The sequence below is a fragment of the Micromonospora terminaliae genome (genome assembly GCF_009671205.1).
Lineage (GTDB): Bacteria > Actinomycetota > Actinomycetes > Mycobacteriales > Micromonosporaceae > Micromonospora > Micromonospora terminaliae.
The window spans coordinates 5783064-5799244 of sequence record NZ_CP045309.1; the positions used below are offsets into that span (position 1 = coordinate 5783064).

At 75.1% G+C, this 16181-nt stretch carries 18 protein-coding genes; 5 read left to right on the plus strand and 13 right to left on the minus strand.

Going from position 1 to position 16181, the window contains the following annotated elements; translation table 11 throughout:
• Positions 1-27: 27 nt before the first annotated feature.
• Together crtI and GCE86_RS26730 are read right to left on the minus strand one after the other, a co-directional pair.
• Complete coding sequence (gene crtI / locus GCE86_RS26725; protein ID WP_204341655.1) at positions 28-1509, minus strand: phytoene desaturase family protein; 1482 nt, start codon at positions 1507-1509, stop codon at positions 28-30.
• Between the two features lie 29 nt (positions 1510-1538).
• Positions 1539-2696: a polyprenyl synthetase family protein gene (locus tag GCE86_RS26730; RefSeq protein ID WP_154229457.1), complete on the minus strand. Its 1158-nt coding sequence runs from the start codon at positions 2694-2696 to the stop codon at positions 1539-1541.
• 64 nt (positions 2697-2760) lie between these two features.
• On the opposite strand from GCE86_RS26730, the gene GCE86_RS26735 reads away from it, so the two are divergent.
• Both GCE86_RS26735 and GCE86_RS26740 read left to right on the plus strand, forming a co-directional pair.
• Positions 2761-3687, plus strand: a complete 927-nt coding sequence (locus tag GCE86_RS26735; protein WP_154229458.1) for a phytoene/squalene synthase family protein — start codon at positions 2761-2763, stop codon at positions 3685-3687.
• Positions 3684-5006 (plus strand): cryptochrome/photolyase family protein, encoded by a 1323-nt coding sequence (locus GCE86_RS26740; RefSeq protein ID WP_154229459.1) that lies wholly within the window; start codon positions 3684-3686, stop codon positions 5004-5006. The genes GCE86_RS26735 and GCE86_RS26740 overlap by 4 nt, the downstream gene beginning before the upstream one ends.
• 28 nt (positions 5007-5034) lie before the next feature.
• Here the strand turns inward: GCE86_RS26740 and GCE86_RS26745 are convergent, their stop codons facing one another.
• On the minus strand, positions 5035-6135 hold the full coding sequence (locus GCE86_RS26745; protein WP_154229460.1) for a serine hydrolase domain-containing protein: 1101 nt from the start codon (positions 6133-6135) through the stop codon (positions 5035-5037).
• A 92-nt stretch (positions 6136-6227) separates the two neighbouring features.
• Here GCE86_RS26745 and GCE86_RS26750 point away from each other — a divergent pair, with 92 nt between their 5' ends.
• Positions 6228-7712, plus strand: a complete 1485-nt coding sequence (locus tag GCE86_RS26750; protein WP_154229461.1) for a dihydrolipoyl dehydrogenase family protein — start codon at positions 6228-6230, stop codon at positions 7710-7712.
• A gap of 3 nt (positions 7713-7715) precedes the next feature.
• On the opposite strand, the gene GCE86_RS26755 is transcribed toward GCE86_RS26750, so the two are convergent.
• Genes GCE86_RS26755 through GCE86_RS26765 form a run of 3 tightly spaced genes read right to left on the minus strand, consistent with a single transcriptional unit; the run spans position 7716 to position 10322 of the window.
• The gene (locus GCE86_RS26755) at positions 7716-8480 is read right to left on the minus strand and encodes a crotonase/enoyl-CoA hydratase family protein (protein WP_154229462.1); all 765 of its coding nucleotides are present in this window, start codon (positions 8478-8480) and stop codon (positions 7716-7718) included.
• A gap of 44 nt (positions 8481-8524) precedes the next feature.
• Positions 8525-9430 carry an EamA family transporter gene (locus GCE86_RS26760; RefSeq protein ID WP_204341656.1) on the minus strand — a complete coding sequence of 302 codons (906 nt, stop codon included), beginning with the start codon at positions 9428-9430 and terminating at the stop codon, positions 8525-8527.
• A 52-nt stretch (positions 9431-9482) separates the two neighbouring features.
• Entirely contained in the window at positions 9483-10322 is an 840-nt protein-coding gene (locus tag GCE86_RS26765) for an SDR family oxidoreductase (RefSeq protein WP_154229463.1), read from the minus strand.
• A 91-nt stretch (positions 10323-10413) separates the two neighbouring features.
• On the opposite strand from GCE86_RS26765, the gene soxR reads away from it, so the two are divergent.
• On the plus strand, positions 10414-10782 hold the full coding sequence (gene soxR / locus GCE86_RS26770; RefSeq protein WP_163636701.1) for a redox-sensitive transcriptional activator SoxR: 369 nt from the start codon (positions 10414-10416) through the stop codon (positions 10780-10782).
• 73 nt (positions 10783-10855) lie between these two features.
• Complete coding sequence (locus GCE86_RS26775) at positions 10856-11707, plus strand: Rieske (2Fe-2S) protein (protein WP_154229465.1); 852 nt, start codon at positions 10856-10858, stop codon at positions 11705-11707.
• Positions 11708-11719: 12 nt separating this feature from the next.
• On the opposite strand, the gene GCE86_RS26780 is transcribed toward GCE86_RS26775, so the two are convergent.
• From GCE86_RS26780 to GCE86_RS26810, 7 genes are read right to left on the minus strand one after another with little or no spacing between them, the layout of a single operon-like run.
• Positions 11720-12772, minus strand: coding sequence for a LysM peptidoglycan-binding domain-containing protein (locus GCE86_RS26780; protein ID WP_154229466.1), 1053 nt, complete (start codon positions 12770-12772; stop codon positions 11720-11722).
• 15 nt (positions 12773-12787) lie between these two features.
• A complete protein-coding gene (locus tag GCE86_RS26785) occupies positions 12788-13219 on the minus strand; it encodes a hypothetical protein (protein ID WP_154229467.1) in 432 nt (143 codons plus the stop codon).
• The gene (locus tag GCE86_RS26790; protein ID WP_154229468.1) at positions 13216-13677 is read right to left on the minus strand and encodes a TadE/TadG family type IV pilus assembly protein; all 462 of its coding nucleotides are present in this window, start codon (positions 13675-13677) and stop codon (positions 13216-13218) included. Before GCE86_RS26790 ends, GCE86_RS26785 begins: the two co-directional genes overlap by 4 nt.
• A 5-nt stretch (positions 13678-13682) precedes the next feature.
• Positions 13683-14186, minus strand: a complete 504-nt coding sequence (locus GCE86_RS26795) for a TadE/TadG family type IV pilus assembly protein (RefSeq protein WP_154229469.1) — start codon at positions 14184-14186, stop codon at positions 13683-13685.
• On the minus strand, positions 14186-14395 hold the full coding sequence (locus GCE86_RS26800) for a hypothetical protein (protein ID WP_154229470.1): 210 nt from the start codon (positions 14393-14395) through the stop codon (positions 14186-14188). Before GCE86_RS26800 ends, GCE86_RS26795 begins: the two co-directional genes overlap by 1 nt.
• Before the next feature lie 24 nt (positions 14396-14419).
• On the minus strand, positions 14420-15280 hold the full coding sequence (locus tag GCE86_RS26805; RefSeq protein ID WP_420846450.1) for a type II secretion system F family protein: 861 nt from the start codon (positions 15278-15280) through the stop codon (positions 14420-14422).
• Positions 15280-16179, minus strand: coding sequence for a type II secretion system F family protein (locus tag GCE86_RS26810; RefSeq protein ID WP_154229472.1), 900 nt, complete (start codon positions 16177-16179; stop codon positions 15280-15282). The genes GCE86_RS26805 and GCE86_RS26810 overlap by 1 nt, the downstream gene beginning before the upstream one ends.
• Positions 16180-16181 lie beyond the last annotated feature (2 nt).

A 16181-nucleotide genomic window follows, 5' to 3' on the forward strand; every position in this document is an offset into this window, starting at 1 on the left:
GGCTCCGCTCCGCTGCACTCCTCGCGCTCACCGCATGCCGCCGGTGATGCGGGCGGCCGCGAGCTTGCCGCTGATGAGGACCATCGGCACGCCCACGCCGGGCTGGGTGCCGGAGCCCACGAAGACCACGTTGCCCAGCGTGCGGTGCAGGTTCGGCGGGCGGAACGGGCCGGTCTGGAAGAGGCTGTGCGCCGCGGCGAACGGGGTGCCGGCGGCCATGCCCTGCGCCGCCCAGTCGGCTGGGGTCACGGCGCGCAGCACCTCGATGCCGTCGCCGAAGCCGACGTAGCCCCGCTCCTCGAGCGTCGCCACGAGCTGGTCGGCGTAGCGGCGGGTCAGGTCACCCGGCCAGTGCAGGGGTGCCCGGTCGAGGTTGGGCACCGGGGCGAGCACGTAGTAGGTGTGCCTCCCCGCCGGGGCCACCGACGGGTCGGTGCGGCTCGGGTTCGTCACCAGCAGCGACGGGTCGCTCATCAGCTCGCCGCGCCGGATCACCTCGTCGAACGTGCCCTTCCAGGACCGCCCGAAGTGGATGTTGTGGTGGGCGATCCGGCGGTAGCCCTGCGTCGATCCGACGTGCAGCACCACGCAGGAGGGCGAGTAGGTGAGCTTGCGCTGCCGGCTCGGCGGCAGCAGGTCCCGGTAGGCGACCGGCAGGTCGGGGTTGAGCACCACGGCGTCCGCCGGGACGAACTCGCCGTCGGCGGTGACGACGCCGGTGGCCCGGCCGTGCGCCGTCTCCACCCGGGTCACCGTGGTGCCGTACCGGATCTGCACGCCGTGCTTCTCGGCCGCGCCGGCCATCCCGCGCGAGACCGCGTGGATGCCGCCGCGCGGGAAGCACACCCCGGCCACCGAGTCGAGGTACGCGATGACCGCGTAGATGGCCAGCGCGTCGTGCGGCGCGAGGCCGGCGTACATGGCCTGGAAGGAGAAGATCCGCTGGGTACGCGGGTCGCGGAAGAACTGGTTGATCTTGGTCTGGAGTCGCCGGAACGCACCGTTGGCCAGCAGTTTGAGCAGGTTGCCGGTGATCAGGTCGGTCGGCGCGTCCAGGTTCCGCTCGATGAAGTCCGCCCGCTCCCAGCGCCACAGGTCCCGCGCGAAGTCGACGAAGCGCAGGTAGCCGTCGGCCTCGCGGGGCCCGCACACCCGGGCGATCTCGGCCGCCATCCGGGTGGTGTCGCTGATGACGTCCAGCGTCGACCCGTCCGGGTAGTACGCCCGGTAGGCCGGGTCGAGCGGGGTCAGGTCGAGCCAGTCGCTCAGCTCCTCGCCGACCGCGCCGAGCGCCTCGGCGATCAGGTCGGGCATGGTGAGCACGGTCGGGCCGGTGTCGAACTCGTAGCCGTCGACGCCGAGCCGGCCGGCGCGCCCGCCCGGCACGGGCTCGCGTTCCAGCACGGTCACCTGCCGGCCGCTGCCGGCGAGGTGCAGCGCGCAGGCCAGCCCGCCCAGCCCGGCGCCGACGACCACCACGCGGTCGGTACGCCCGCTCACGGTCCGCATTCCGGCCCTCCTGTTCACGAAGTTGCCCATCATGCCCGCCGCGTCGTGGCGGCGGTGGCCAGGCCGGTCAGCGCGGTCCGCGCGGTGCCCTCGATGGGCGCGCCGTCCAGCGCCACCTGTGCCTCGGTCACCCGCTCGGCGATCATCCGTTCCACCCGGGCCGCCGCCCCGGTGTCGCGGACCAGGTCAGCAAGCCGCGCCACCTCGCCGGCCCCGGTCACCGTGCCGGCCCGTTCCAGGGCGCGGCGCTGGGCCGGAGTGGCGAGCTGCCGGGCCAGCATCAGCAGCACGGTGGGCTTGCCGGTCCGCAGGTCGTCACCGGCCGGCTTGCCGGTGGTGGCCGGGTCGCCGTAGACACCGAGCAGGTCGTCGCGCAGCTGGAACGCCTCGCCGACGGCCAGCCCGTAGCGGGTGTAGGCGGCGATCAGCGGCGTGTCCGCCTCGGCGCCGGCCAGGGCGGCACCGAAGAGCAGTGGCCGCTGGACGGTGTAGCCGGCCGTCTTGTAGCGGGCCACCCGCAGCGCCCGGTCGACCGACCAGTTCGCCGCGTCGTGCTCGCCGAGCACGTCGAGGAACTGCCCGGCGACGGTCTCCACCCGCATCTGGTCGTAGCAACGGCGCACGTCGAGCAGCCGGGCCGGCGGCACGGCGGCGTGTGCCATCAGCCGGTCGGCCCAGACCAGGCAGAGGTCGCCGATGAGCACAGCGACGGCCTCGCCGTAGCGCTCCGGGTCGCCGGTGTGCCCGGCCGACCGGTGCCGCGCGGCGGCGGCCCGGTGCGCGGTGGGGCGGCCGCGCCGGGTGTCGGAGGCGTCCATCACGTCGTCGTGCACCAGCGCGAAGGTGTGCAGCAGTTCGAGCGCGGCGAGTGCCGGCAGCACCGACGGCAGCGGCGCGTCGACGCCCACGACACCGCGCCAGCCCCAGTACGCGAAGGTCGGCCGGACCCGCTTGCCGGGGGCCAGCGCGCAGTCGCGGGCCGTCTCGGCGAACCCGCCCATCGCCGCGTCGATCTCGGCGAGCGCCTCGACCTCGGTGGCCAGGAACGCGGCCAGGGTCTCGTCGACCGCCGTGACCAGGTCGTTGGTGAATGCGGCCAGGACGTCACGGACCGGATCGTCGGTCTCCCCGGTCTGCGCCGGCGCGACGAAGCGGGGCGGACTAGAGGCAACTGCGTCGTTGGCCATGCGGGCGAGCGTACCCTAGAGTGCGAGTTGCGTCGATTGCTGCGTCGAATCCGAGGGAGGGCCGGTGGACACGGATCTCACCGCTGCCTACGAGCGCTGTCGGGAGCTGCACCGACGCCACGGCCGCACCTACTATCTCGCCACCCGGCTGCTGCCCGCCTGGAAACGGCGACACGTGCACGCCCTTTACGGCTTCACGCGCTACGCCGACGAGATCGTCGACCGCACCGAGGAGCTTCCTCCGGCCGAGCGCGCCGCCCGGCTGGCGGAGTGGTCCGCCCGGTTCGTCGCCGGCCTGCACGGTGAGCCGGTCGACGACCCGCTGCTCCCCGCCGTCCTCCACACCATCGCCGTCTTCGACCTGGACCGCGACGACTTCGCCTCGTTCCTGCGCAGCATGACGATGGACCTGACGGTCCTGGCGTACCCGACCTACGACCACCTGCTCGACTACATGGAGGGGTCCGCGGCGGTCATCGGCACCATGATGCTGCCGATCCTGGGCAGCTCCGACCCGGCCGCCGCCCGGGAGCCGGCGCGCCAGCTCGGCTTCGCCTTCCAGCTCACCAACTTCATCCGGGACGTCGCCGAGGACCTGGACCGGGGACGGACCTACCTTCCCGACGAGGATCTGGCTGCCTTCGGCGTCACCCGGGACGACCTGATCGCGGCCCGGGCCGCCGGCCGGGCCACCCCGCGGATCCGCGAGCTGATCGAGTACGAGGTGACCCGCGCCCAGGCCCACTACGCGGCCGCCGCGCCGGGCATCCCGCTGCTCGCCCCGGCCTCCCAGGCCTGCATGCGCACCGCGTACGCGCTCTACGGCGGGATCCTCGACGAGGTGGCCGCCCAGGACTTCGATGTGTTCACCCGGCGGGCCCGCGTACCCGGGCGGCGGCGGATGGCGGTGGCCGCGCAGGCGCTGGTCACCTCGGCCGGCGCGCCCGTGCGGGTTCCCGGCCCGGTGCTCCGGCCCGCTGTGGCCGCGTGAGCGACCGCACGGCGGTCGTGCTCCTCACCCGTGACCTGCGGGTACACGACCACCCGGCGCTGGCGTCGGCCTGTTCGGCCTTCGACCGGGTGGTGCCGCTGTACGTGCTCGACCCGGCACTGCAACGGCTCTCGCCGAACCGCACCCGGTTCCTGCACCAGAGCCTGGCCGACCTGCGCGAGGCGCTCCGGCGGCGCGGCGGCGACCTGGTGGTCCGTCGGGGTGACCCGGTGGCCGAGACGGTCCGGCTCGCCCGCGCCGTCGGCGCCGAGGGGATCGGCCTCTCCGCCGACGTCAGCCGGTACGCCCGGCGTCGCGAGCGCCGGCTGCGCGAGGAGTGTGAGCGGCACCGGATGTTCCTGCGGCTCTTCCCCGGCCTCACGATCGTCGGGCCGGGCGACCTGCGCCCCGCGGGCGGGGACCACTACCGGGTGTTCAGCCCCTACTTCCGCGCCTGGCAGGGGACGAAGCCGCGGGACGAACTGGCCGCCCCGGAACGGGTACGGCTCCCTGGCGGCGTCGATCCGGGCCGGTTGCCCGACCCGCCCGGGGGTGAGTCCCCGGACGCGGCCGCCGGCGGGGAGACCGCGGCCCGGCGCCGCCTCACCGAGTGGCTGCCGGCGCTGGGGCGCTACGACGACATCCACGACGACATGGCCGGCGACGACACCTCCCGGCTCAGCCCGTACCTGCGCTTCGGCTGCCTCTCGCCACTGGCGGTGGCGAACCGCGCCGGGGACCGGAGCGGCCCGTTCGTCCGGCAGCTCTGCTGGCGGGACTTCTACCACCAGGTGACCGCCGCCTTCCCCGACCTCTCCTCCCGGGCCTACCGGCGCGGGGCGCAGGAGGACTGGCGGTACGACCAGCCCGCACTGGACGCCTGGACCGAGGGGCGTACCGGGATGCCGATCGTGGACGCGGGCATGCGGCAGTTGCGCGCCGAGGGTTGGATGCACAACCGCGCCCGGCTCATCACCGCCGGCTACCTGACCAGGCACCTGCGGCTGGACTGGCGGTCCGGGGTGGCGGTGTTCTTCCGCTGGCTGCTCGACGGCGACCTGGCCGACAACTCGGGCAACTGGCAGTGGGTGGCCGGCACCGGCAACGACGCCCGGCCGCACCGCGGCTTCAACCCGGTCCGGCAGGCCGAGCGCTACGACCCCGACGGCACGTACGTCCGGCGGTACGTGCCGGAGCTGGCCTCGATCGAGGGGAAGGCGGTGCACCAGCCGTGGCGGCTGCCGGTGCCGGTGCGCGAGGCACTGGACTATCCGCAGCCGCTGGAGGTTCCGGGCGCCGACCCGGTCTGGCTGCGCTGAGGGCGCACACCCGCCGGTCCGCCTCCCGTCAGAGGCAGGAGTGCAGCGCCTCGACCAGTTCCTCCACCCGGTCGTGGTCGGCCAGCCGGGCGGTCGCGTACGCGAAGGTGTAGCCGCGTTCCGGGTCGGCCCAGGCGCTGCTGCCGCCGATCCCGCCCATGCCCCAGCTCCCGTCCGGCTCCCACTGCATGCCCAACGTCCACGACGCCCGCCGGTCCAGCACCAGGTCCGGCCCGTCGTACTGCACCCGGGTCGCCTCGGCGACCAGGTCGGGGCTGAACCGGCGTACCCCGTCGAGGGTGCCGCCGGCGAGCAGGCCCGCGTAGAGGCGGGCCAGGGCGGACGCGGTGGCGTGCAGGTTCACGGCGGGGAACTCCGTGCCCCGCCAGAGCGGGCCGTTCATCACCGCCACGTCCAGGCCGCCCGCCGGGTTCCCCACGGCCCGGGCGCGCAGCGACCCCGGCTCGCCCAGCATCCGCACCGGCCAGCCCGGATCGGCGTACGACAGGTCGGCGCAGCGCCGCTGGTCCGCCGCGTCGAGACCGAAGGCCAGGTCGAGGCGCCACGGCCCGGCGATCTCCTCGGCCAGGAACCGCCCCACCGGCCGCCCGTCCACCCGGCGGACCAGCTCGCCGACGAGGTGCCCGTACGTCCAGGCGTGCTCGCCCGCGACGCTGCCCGGCGCCCACTCGGGGTCGGCGGCGGCCAGGTCGGCGCAGAGCAGCCCCCAGTCGGCGATCACCGCGGCGGGCCGGGGCACCGGGAACGCGGGCAGCCCGGCGGTGTGGGCGAGCACCTGCCGCACGGTGGCCGGCGCGCGGAATTCGGGCCAGTACGCCGACACCGGCGCGTCGAGGTCCACCCGGCCCCGGTCGACGAGCAGCAGGAGGCAGAGCGCGACCACCGGCTTGCCCACCGAGTAGACGTTCACCAGCGTGTCCGGCCGCCACGGCGCCTCGGCCCCCACGGCCGGTACGGCAACGCCGGGCGGGACGGCGGCACGGGTGCCGCCCATCAGGTCGAGCACCGGCGCGCCGTCGTACCAGACGGCCAGCGCGGCGCCGGTCTCCCGGCCGGTGGCGAACAGGTCGTGGAAGCAGTCCCGGACCGGGGCGAAGCGTTCCTGCATGCGGCCACCGTAGGCGGTGGCGATGATCACCGGCGCGGGAATTCCGGCCCGACGCGGTGGCCGCCGGCCCGGCGGTGCGGAATGCTGGCGGGATGGCGGAGCCGGAACTGGTGGACGTGGTCGTGGTCGGGCTCGGAGTCGGCGGTGAGGAGGTGGCCGGGCGGCTCGCCGAGGCCGGCCTCACCGTGGTCGGCATCGAGCGGGACCTGGTGGGCGGCGAGTGTCCCTACTGGGGCTGCATCCCGAGCAAGATGATGATCCGGGCGGCCAACGCGCTCGCCGAGGCACGCCGGGTCGACGGGCTGGCCGGCAGCGCCGAGGTACGCCCCGACTGGGCGCCGGTCGCCAAGCGGATCCGCGAGGAGGCCACCGACACCTGGGACGACAAGGTCGCGGTGGACCGGTTCACCGGCAAGGGCGGCCGGTTCGTCCGGGGCAGCGGGCGGCTCGACGGCCCGAACCGGGTCCACGTCGGCGACCAGGTGTTCGAGGCCCGGTACGGCATCGTCCTCGGCACCGGCACCCGCCCCTCGGTCCCGCCGATCGACGGGCTGGCCGACACCCCGTACTGGACCAACCACCAGGCCATCGAGGTCGAGGAGCTGCCCGCATCGCTGCTGGTGCTGGGCGGCGGCGCCATCGGGCTGGAGCTGGCCCAGGTCTTCGCCCGGTTCGGGGTCCGGGTGACCGTGGTCGAGGCGGCCGACCGGGTGCTCGCCGTCGAGGAGCCGGAAGCCTCCGAGATCGCCGCCGCCGCGCTGCGCGCCGACGGGGTGGAGATCCACACCGGGGTCCGGGCCGAGCGCGTCGCGCACGACGGCATGAGCTTCACCCTCCACGCCGGCGACCGCGCGTTCAGCGGGGAGAAGCTGCTGGTGGTGACCGGCCGCAAGGCCCACCTGGAGGAGTTGGGCCTGGACTCGGTCGGCATCGACTGCACGCAGCGCTACCTGCCGGTCAACGAGCGGATGCACGCCGCCGAGGGGATCTGGGCGGTCGGCGACCTCACGGGCGAGGGCGCGTTCACCCACATCGCCATGTACCAGGCGGGCATCGTCGTCGCCGACGTCCTCGACCACGTGCGGCGGATGAAGGGCGGGCCGGACGCCAGCGGCACCGCCAGCGTGATGGGCGGGGCGGCGGGCGTGGTCAGCGCGGTCGGCGGGTCGATGAGCGCGGGCGGCTCGACCGTCGCGCCGGGCAGCGTGCCGGTCGCCGACTACCGCGCGCTGCCGCGGGTCACCTTCACCGACCCCGAGGTGGGCGCGGTCGGCCTCACCGAGCAGCAGGCCCGCGCCCGCGGCATCAACGTCCAGGTCGGCTACACCGACCTGACCTCGTCGACGCGCGGATGGATCCACAAGGCCGGCAACGCGGGGTTCATCAAGCTGATCGCCGACGCCGACCAGGGCGTGCTGGTCGGCGCCACCTCCGCCGGGCCGGCCGGCGGCGAGGTGCTCTCCGCGCTGGTCGTGGCGGTGCACGCGGCCGTCCCGGTCAGCCAGCTCCGGCACATGATCTACGCGTACCCGACCTTCCACCGCGCCATCGAGGACGCCCTGCGCAACCTGAAGTGACCCTCAGTCGGCCGGCGCGCCGTGCCGGCCCGCGCCGGCGGTGAACCGGTTCGCGCCGTGCATGCCGTCGGTGACCAGCGACTCCATCCCGAAGGCCAGTTCGGTGGCCATCGCCTCCGGCTCGGGCAGCCCGGCACCCGACAGCACCGCCGCCCGGTCGTTGCGCAGGCAGGTCTGCGGATGCCGGGCGATCTCGGCGGCCAGCCGCTCGGCCTCCGCCCGGGCCGCACCCGGCGCGACCACCCGGTTCACCAGACCCATCGCGTACGCCTCGTCGGCGGGCACCGGGCGGCCGGTGAGGATCAGGTCCAGGGCCCGGCTCTCGCCGATGAGCCGGGGCAGCCGCACGGTGCCGCCGTCGATCAGCGGCACGCCCCAGCGCCGGCAGAACACGCCGAGCGTGGCGTCCGACTCGGCGACCCGCAGGTCGCACCAGAGCGCCAGCTCCAGGCCGCCGGCCACGGCGTACCCGGAGATGGCGGCGAGCACCGGCTTCGACAGGCGCATCCGCGTGGGGCCCATCGGGCCGTCGCCCTCGGGCTCGACCCGGTTGCCGCGCGGCGTACCGATGGCCTTGAGATCGGCGCCCGCGCAGAACGTGCCGCCCGCGCCCCAGAGCACGGCGACCGCCGCGTCCGGGTCGGCCTCGAAGGCGCGGAAGGCGTCGGCCAGGGTCCGGGCGGTCGGGCCGTCGACGGCGTTACGGGCCTCCGGCCGGTCCAGGATCACCGTGGTCACCGGACCGGCGTGCTCGACGCGTACCCCCATCGGGTCAGCATGCCCTCGACGTCACCCGCCACGCCAGCTCGCCGCTATTCCTCAGCCCGGCGGGCCAGGGTGGCGCCGAGGGCCGCGCCCACCACGCACGCCACGCCGGCCAGCTGCGGCCAGGCCAGCAGCTCGCCCAGCAGCAACGTGCCGACCACCGCGGCGACCGCCGGCTCCAGGCTCAGCAGCACCGCGAAGACGCGCGCCGGCATCCGGCGCAGCGCGGCCAGCTCCGCCGAGTAGGGCAGCACCGACGACAGCAGCGCCACCCCCAGCCCGAGCGCCACGATCCGGGGGTCGAGCAGCTCGGCGCCGCCGGACGCGACCCCGAACGGGAGTACGCAGACCGCGCCCACCGCCATCCCCAGCGCCAGCCCCCGGGTGCCCGGCAGGTGGTTGCTCATGGCCTTGCCGAGGAGCACGTAACCGGCCCAGCCGACCGCGATGAGCCCGCAGAGCAGCAGCCCGAAGGGGTCGACGCCGACGCCGCCGAGCCCGGCCAGGAGCAGCACCCCGGTGCCGGCCAGCAGTGCCCAGAGCACGTCGACCACGCGGCGGCTGCCCAGCAGCGAGACGACCAGCGGGCCGGCGAACCCGACGGTGACGGCCACCCCGAGCGGCACCCGCTGGAGCGCGGCGTAGAAGGCGAGGTTCATGGCGGCCATGGCCATCCCGAACGCCACGATCAGGCCGGCCGCCCGCCAGCCCGGCCAGCGGGTCGGGCGGGTGACCGTGAGCAGCACCAGCGCGCCGAGGCCGAGCCGGAGGGTCGTCGTACCCCCGGGGCTGGTGGCGGTGAAGAGCTGCTTGGCCACCGCCGCGCCGACCTGGGTGGAGACCATGCCGAGCAGCATCAGCAGCGGCGGGGGCACGGCCTCGGGCCGGCCCAGCGCCGCGACGAGCCGGGCCGCCGGTGCGGCCGAGGGGGTACGGGAGGCGTGTGCGTACACCCGCACAACAATGGACGGCGACGGCACCGGCCGCGAGTGGTTTCCCGGCGGCTCAGGCGAAGTCGGCCGCGTGGTCGGCGGCCCAGTGGGCGAACGTCCGCGCGGGCCGCCCCAGCACCGCCGCCACGTCGCCGGTCACCTGCTCCGGAGTCTCCGCCATGGCGGCCCAGCCGGTCAGCGCCGCGTCCGCGAACGCGGCGCTGCCCATGGCGGCGGCCAGCATGGGGCGTACCGCCTCGGCGGGCACGTCCTGCCACCGCACGTCGCGGCCGATCGCCGCACCGATGATGCGCACCTGCTCCGCCTGGGTGACCGTCTGCGGGCCACTGAGCACGTAGGTCTGCCCGTCGTGCCGGTCCGTGGTCAGCGCCTCCACCGCCACGGCCGCGATGTCGTCCTCGTGGACCATCGACCGGGCCGCCGCGCCGTACGGCCAGCGCACCACGCCCTCCGAGCGGATCGACTCGGCCCAGGCCAGCGCGTTCGTGGCGATTCCGGTGGGACGCAGCATCGTCCAGGGCAGGCCGGCCGCGACGACGGCGCGTTCCACCAGGGCCCAGAACGAGTTCGGGTCGGCCTCGGCCGTGGCTGCCGACACGTACACCACCCGGGGTGACCCGGCGTCGGCGAGCACGGCGGCGACGCGCGGGGCAAGCTGCGCCGTCGTGGCGGGATCGACGAACGGCCAGATGAGGAACACGGCCCGGACGCCGTCCAGGTGCGGGCGCAGCGTCTCCGGATCGGCCAGGTCGGCGGCCACCGCCTCCACACCCGCCGGCAGGCTCGCGCGGGCCGGATCGCGGGTGACGGCCCGTACGCCGTGGCCGGCACCGGCCAGCCGCTCGACCACGCGCCGCCCGACGTTGCCCGTCGCGCCGGTCACCAGAATCATCGTCGCCTCCAGGAATTCTCGTGAACTCGATGGGCCGACCGTAGAACCTCAACAATTGTTGAGGTCAACTCCCGGTGGGCATACTCGGGGCGTGAAGCAGGACACGTCCTTCGACTGGCACGAGCCGGGTCTCACGATCGGTCAGGTCGCGCAGCGCAGCGGCGTCTCCGTGTCGGCGATCCGGTTCTACGAGGCGCAGGGCCTCCTCAGCAGCGATCGCACGGCCGGTAACCAGCGCCGTTACCACAGCGACGTGATGTGCCGGCTGGCGATGATCGAGGCGTGCCAGCGGGTCGGGCTCACGCTGGCCGAGGTGGGCGGGGCACTCGCGGCGCTGCCACCGGGACAGGCACCGACCCCTGCGGACTGGGACGCGCTCGCCGAGCGGCTGCGCACCGAGGCCCAGTCCCGCATCGACCGCCTCAACCAGGTGCTGCGCGAGCTCGCCCCACCCGCCTGACCCGAGCCACCCGATGGGGTGATCCGTCGTCGCCGCCCGGTTTGGGACGTCTCCGGCCGGGAAGTCGGACCACGTGCGCGAACTATTGACGAAACTCGAACAGGCCTCGGGGCTCGACCGGGTGGGTGACCGGTTGCAGCGCGCCGTCCAGGGCACCCTGCGCCCCCAGCGGGTCCGCGACTTCCTGCACGGCGTCTGGCTGGGCCACCCGCTGCACCCGGCCATGGTGCAGGTGCCGGTCGGCGCCTGGATCTCGGCCGCCGTCGTGGACCTGATGCCCGGTCAGCGCCGGGCGGCGACCGCGCTGGTCGGGGTCGGCACGCTCAGCGCCCTGCCGGCGGCGGTGGCCGGGCTCAACGACTGGGCGGCCCTGTCCCGTGACCAGCGCCGGATCGGCCTCGTGCACGCCGCCGCGAACACCATCGGCGTGACCCTCTACGCCGGCTCCCTGGCGGCCCGGTTGAACGGGCGGCACAACATGGGCCGGGCGCTGGCCTACCTGGGGCTGTCGGCGGCGAGCGCCGGCGCGTACCTGGGCGGGCACCTCGCGTACAAGCAGGGCGCCCAGGTCAGCCAGAGCATCTCCGAGCTGCACCTGGTCAGCGAGGGCTGGCACCCGCTCGGCGACATGTCGAGCCTGCCGCAGCGCCAGCTCCTCACCCGGGAGATCGACGACGTCTCGGTGATCCTCTACCGGCACGGCGACGACGTCACCGTGATGCTGGAGCGCTGCCCGCACCAGAGCGGCCCGCTCGGCGAGGGCGAGGTGCAGGAGATCGACGGCCACGCCTGCGTGGTCTGTCCCTGGCACGGCAGCACCTTCCGCCTCAACGGCGGCGAGGTCGTCCACGGCCCGTCCGGCAACGACCAGGTCGTCCTGCCCACCCGCGTGGTCAACGGCCGCCTGGAGGCCCGACTCCCCTGACGAGGACCGGCGTCAGCCCCTGCGGTGGCGGCCCACTACGAGGTCGCGGACCGTCGTCCGGGTCGCCGGGCGGCGGCGCAGGCCGAGGACCGCGCCGATCTGGGCGCCCACGATGCTCGCCACGGCCAGGACCGCCGAGATGGCCAGTGGACGGTTGATGCCGTCCTCGGGGGTGGCCCGGGAGGCGCCCGCCGACATGGCGGGCCCGGTGGGCGCCTCCACCGTGGGGGTGGTGTCCCGTGCGGACGGTCGCGGGGAGGGCCTGCCCTTCGGCGTCGTCGAGGACGCGCCACCGCCCGGCGTCGCCGCCGAGCCGGGAGCCGGGCGCGACTGGCCGGCCGGAGTGACCACGAGCCGGCCGGTGGCGTGCCGGCGGGCTCCGGCGTCCACGGCCCGCTCGGGCAGCTTGATCAGTTGCCCCGGGCGGATCCGGTCCGGGTCGGCGAGCCGGTTGAGCCGGGCCACCTCGCGGTAGCCGTCGAAGTCGTCCAGGTAGCGCTCGGCCACCTCGCCCAGGTAGTCGCCCTTCGCCACCCGGTACACCGCCGGGTCGGTGGTCACCGAGGCGGTCCGGGCCGGCGGGGCGCCCACGCCCTGCGCGGCGACCATCGCCTGCGGGCCGACCACGGCCGGCGCCGCGGCGACCGGGTGCGGTGCGGCCAGGGTGGCGGCGCTCGCCGCGGCCGGGCTGGCCGCCAGGATCAGCGCCACCGAACCGACCAGCGCGGCCGCGACCCGTTGTTGGCGGCGCATCCCGGGCAGCCGGGGCGCCGGCCGGCGCAGCGCCGCCGCGAGCAGTTCCACGAGTACGGAGAACGCGAACGTCGCCCAGCCGAACCAGCCCACCACGGCCAGCGCCCGCAGGAAGAGCTGCCCGTCGTCGCGGCTGGTCAGGGCGGTGCCCACCTCGGCCAGGGTGGGCAGGTGGTCGGGGAGGGGGTTGCCGGCGAACGCCAGCAGGGCGATCGGCCCACCGGCCAGCACCGCGCAGAGCACGACGAGAGCACCGAGCCCGGTGAGGACCTGACCGGTCCGCCGGACGGCCGAACGTGGCGACGCACCCATGGCTGCCTTCCCTTCCTACGGGGCTCCGGTGAGCGCCCGCGCGGTGGCCTCACCGGTGACGGTGGCGGTGTTCCGGAAGCCGAAGAGACCGAGCAGGTCCCGGCGGTAGGTGATGCGGACGCGTACGTGGATCTGCCGCTCCCCGGCGACCACCGGGAAGCTGACGTCGTGGTCGCGGACCCCGCCGGCGGCGCTCAGGTAGGCCGCGACGGCGTCCCGGGCCGCCACCTCGTCGATCTGTTTCGGGCCGCCCTCGATGGCGCGGGCCCGGTCGATCATCTGGCCGCCGCTTCGGGCCGCCTCGGCGGCCAGGTTGTCCGCGCGCTGCAACGAGCGGAGCTGCCCGGCGCCGTCGTACGCGAGGCTGATGATCACGAGTACGCCGGTCATCGCCACGGCCAGGAAGAGGCTCACCCGGCCGCTCTCCGCCGCCCGCCGCCCGGTCATGCGCGGCTCCGGTAGGTGTCCAGCGGGGACGTGAAGCTCGCCGAGACGGTTTTGCCGCCGAGCGCCAGGGGCAGCCCGCGTGCCCGCAGATCGTCGAACGAGACCGTGCAGGTCACGGTGACCGTGACGGTGGCCGGCACCCCCGGTGCCCCGCGGTACGCCGCCCCGAAACTGGTTTCCGTGCCGCCCACCGAGCCCTCGAAGGCCAGTGCCGGTGGTGCCGTGCAGCGCAGGCCCCACCAGTCGAGCTGGCGTCGCGCGGCGTCGGTGGCGTCGGACTCGCCGGTGCGCGCGTCGCGGGCGATGGAAGCGGCCCGGGCCGCGTCGTGCGCGGCCGACTCCACGGCCTCGTCGGCGACGGCCGTCCGGCCGGCCACCCCGGCCAGCACCATCAACCCGATGAAGGCGGGGGCCAGCACCGCCACCTCGATCGAGACGGAACCCCGGTCCCGCGCCATCCGCCTCACCCCGTCGTCCAGCGTTCGGCGGTGCCGTGGGCGGTCTGCCGGACCGGGAAGTCGATGCCCGGGATCACCGACAGGGAGCGCCCGCTGACCGTGCAGGTGACCTCGGTGGGGGTTCCGCCGGTGGCGACGATCTCGCAGGCGGGGCCGGGGTTCTGCCAGTCGACGAGCCAGTCCCCGGCGGCGCGCAGGAAGGTGGTGGCCCGGTCCCGGCCGGCGCCAGCCGGGGCGTCGAGCCCGCGCTGGGCGTTCACCCCGCTCTGCGCCGCGTTGAGGGCGGTGGACCGGGCGACGAACCAGACGGCGAGCTGGATCGAGGCGAAGAGCAGCACGAGGATCGCCGGCATCACCACCGCCAGCTCGACCGGGTTGGCTCCCCGCTCGGACCCGCCCGCGGCGAGCCGTCCGCGGAGGACGCCGGTGATCCGCCCCGGGCCGCAGCGGCCGGTGGGCCGGCCGGCGGCTGCCGGCCGGCTCCGGTCCGTACGGGCGGGGCGGGGCATCACGGGGCCTGCGGCGCCGTGTTGTTGGGGATGGCGTTCATCCAGTTGTTGGCCTTGGCCAGGGCGAGCGCGGTGACCGCCATGGCCACCGCGACCAGGCCGAAGATGATCACGGCGGTCGGCACGGGGCTGTCGCCCCGCTCGCCGTCCCGCCGCAGCTCGGCCAGGCGGCTGCTCACCGCGGCGTAGAGATAGGTGTAGAGGTGCACGGTCGTCTCCTTCTCGGGGTCGGTTCACAGGCGGGCGAGGAACGGGTAGACGGCGAAGCCGAGCAGGACGAAGACCAGCAGCGAGCCGGGGATGTCCAGCCGGCTGGTCACCCCCTCGGCGCGGGCCAGGTTGTCGGTGCGGATCTGGTCGCGCAGCGAGTCGGCGCGGCTGCGCAGGGTCTCGTGCACCTGCGCGCCCTCGCTGCCGGAGGAGCGCATGATGGCCCCTACGTCGCCCAGCTCCGGGATGCCGATCCGGTCGGCCAGCTCCTGGAGCTCGTCCCAGGGGGAGTGCATCTGGAGCTGGGCGATCCGCAGCGCCTCCCGGATCCGGTCGAACACCCAGCCGTCGCAGACCGCCGCCGCGCGCTCCAGCGACTGCACCGGTCCGTGCGCGGCGGAGAGCTGCAACGCCACCAGGTCCAGGTAGGTGCAGACCGCCTGGCGGAACTCGTCCCGTGCGGCGTCCGCCCTGGCCAGCACCGCGCGGTGCGCGAGCAGGCCGGCCACCAGGGCCAGCCCCAGGCTGCCGAGCACCGGTACGACCACCGGCAGCCCCACCCCGCCCAGGAAGAGCACGGCCGAGGCGACCACCGGGGTGGCGAACCCGACCAGCGCGGAGAGCAGCACGGACAGGGCGTACTGCTCGGGGGTCCGGTCGAGCAGCGCGAGCTGCCGGTGCGGCGGACGCAGCCAGCGGGAGACCCCGCCGAGCCAGTCCGGCCCCCTCCCGGCGACCGCGGCCTGGCCGGGTGGCTGGTGCAGCCGGCGCAGCGCCGGACCGAGCGCGGGGGTGGCCGGCAGCGCCTCGCGCACCACCAGGAACAGGCCCAGCCCCACGGCCACCCCGCCGAGGACGGCGACGGCCAGCTGCCAGTTCAGGATCATGCGATCGCCTCCTCCGGGTCGGGCTCCGGCAGGAAGCGCGCCGGGCGGGGCGGCTGGCTCATCGACCGCACCCAGACCAGCAGCCCGACGAAGGCCGCCCCGAGCGCCCCCATGACCAGCTGCCCGAAGACCGTCCCGTAGGGACGGACGTAGTCGCTGTTGACCAGCCCGTACGCGAGCGTGGCCAGGGTCATTCCGGTGAGGAAGCGGACGGCGAACCGGGGCTGGGTCCGCTTCGCCTCGACCTCCCGCCGGGTGGCCACCTCGGCCGACGCGGCGGTGGCGATCGAGCCGAGCACGTCGCCGAGGCGCTCACCCCGGTCGGTGAGGTGCAGGATCAGCGCTGCGACCACCTGGTCGCAGACCGGGTCGGCGATCTCGTCGGCGAAGGCGAGCAGAGCCGACTTCGCCAGCCAGCCGGCCTGGAGGCGGGCTGCCAGGGTGCGTACCTCGTCCTGGATCTCCTCCGGCGCGGTGGCGATCGTGCCGATGATGGCCTGCTGGAGACCCTGCCCGGTGCCGGAGATGTCCTTGAGCCGCCGGGTCCACTCGCCGACGGCCTCGATGCGGGCGATGGCCCGCTGCTCGGCCCGGCCGACCGCGAACAGCCACGGCACCCCGGGCACCGCCAGCGCCACCAGCAGACCGACCACCGGCAGCCCGGTGAGCAGGAAGGCCAGCGCGCCGACGACCACGGCCGCACCGAGCAGGAGCCGGTGGCGGCGCCGGTCCTGCCGGCTCGCGCCGGAACCGGTCCAGAGCCGGCTCAGGCCCGGCCCGGCGCCCGGAGCCGAACGGGGCGGCCGGCGGGTGCCGACCAGCGCGACCGCCGCCAGGACCAGCCCGGCCGCGCACGCCGCGCCGGAGACCAGCGCGATCAGCTCGATGGAGGTCATGG

Bases quoted from the DNA above. Each gene is read 5' to 3' on its own strand.
- crtI (WP_204341655.1), bottom strand. From the start codon at position 1,509: ATGCGGACCGTGAGCGGGCGTACCGACCGCGTGGTGGTCGTCGGCGCC.
- GCE86_RS26730 (WP_154229457.1), bottom strand. From the start codon at position 2,696: ATGGCCAACGACGCAGTTGCCTCTAGTCCGCCCCGCTTCGTCGCGCCG.
- GCE86_RS26745 (WP_154229460.1), bottom strand. From the start codon at position 6,135: ATGCAGGAACGCTTCGCCCCGGTCCGGGACTGCTTCCACGACCTGTTC.
- GCE86_RS26750 (WP_154229461.1), top strand. From the start codon at position 6,228: ATGGCGGAGCCGGAACTGGTGGACGTGGTCGTGGTCGGGCTCGGAGTC.
- GCE86_RS26755 (WP_154229462.1), bottom strand. From the start codon at position 8,480: ATGGGGGTACGCGTCGAGCACGCCGGTCCGGTGACCACGGTGATCCTG.
- GCE86_RS26765 (WP_154229463.1), bottom strand. From the start codon at position 10,322: ATGATTCTGGTGACCGGCGCGACGGGCAACGTCGGGCGGCGCGTGGTC.
- GCE86_RS26780 (WP_154229466.1), bottom strand. From the start codon at position 12,772: ATGGGTGCGTCGCCACGTTCGGCCGTCCGGCGGACCGGTCAGGTCCTC.
- GCE86_RS26785 (WP_154229467.1), bottom strand. From the start codon at position 13,219: ATGACCGGGCGGCGGGCGGCGGAGAGCGGCCGGGTGAGCCTCTTCCTG.
- GCE86_RS26790 (WP_154229468.1), bottom strand. From the start codon at position 13,677: ATGGCGCGGGACCGGGGTTCCGTCTCGATCGAGGTGGCGGTGCTGGCC.
- GCE86_RS26795 (WP_154229469.1), bottom strand. From the start codon at position 14,186: ATGCCCCGCCCCGCCCGTACGGACCGGAGCCGGCCGGCAGCCGCCGGC.
- GCE86_RS26810 (WP_154229472.1), bottom strand. From the start codon at position 16,179: ATGACCTCCATCGAGCTGATCGCGCTGGTCTCCGGCGCGGCGTGCGCG.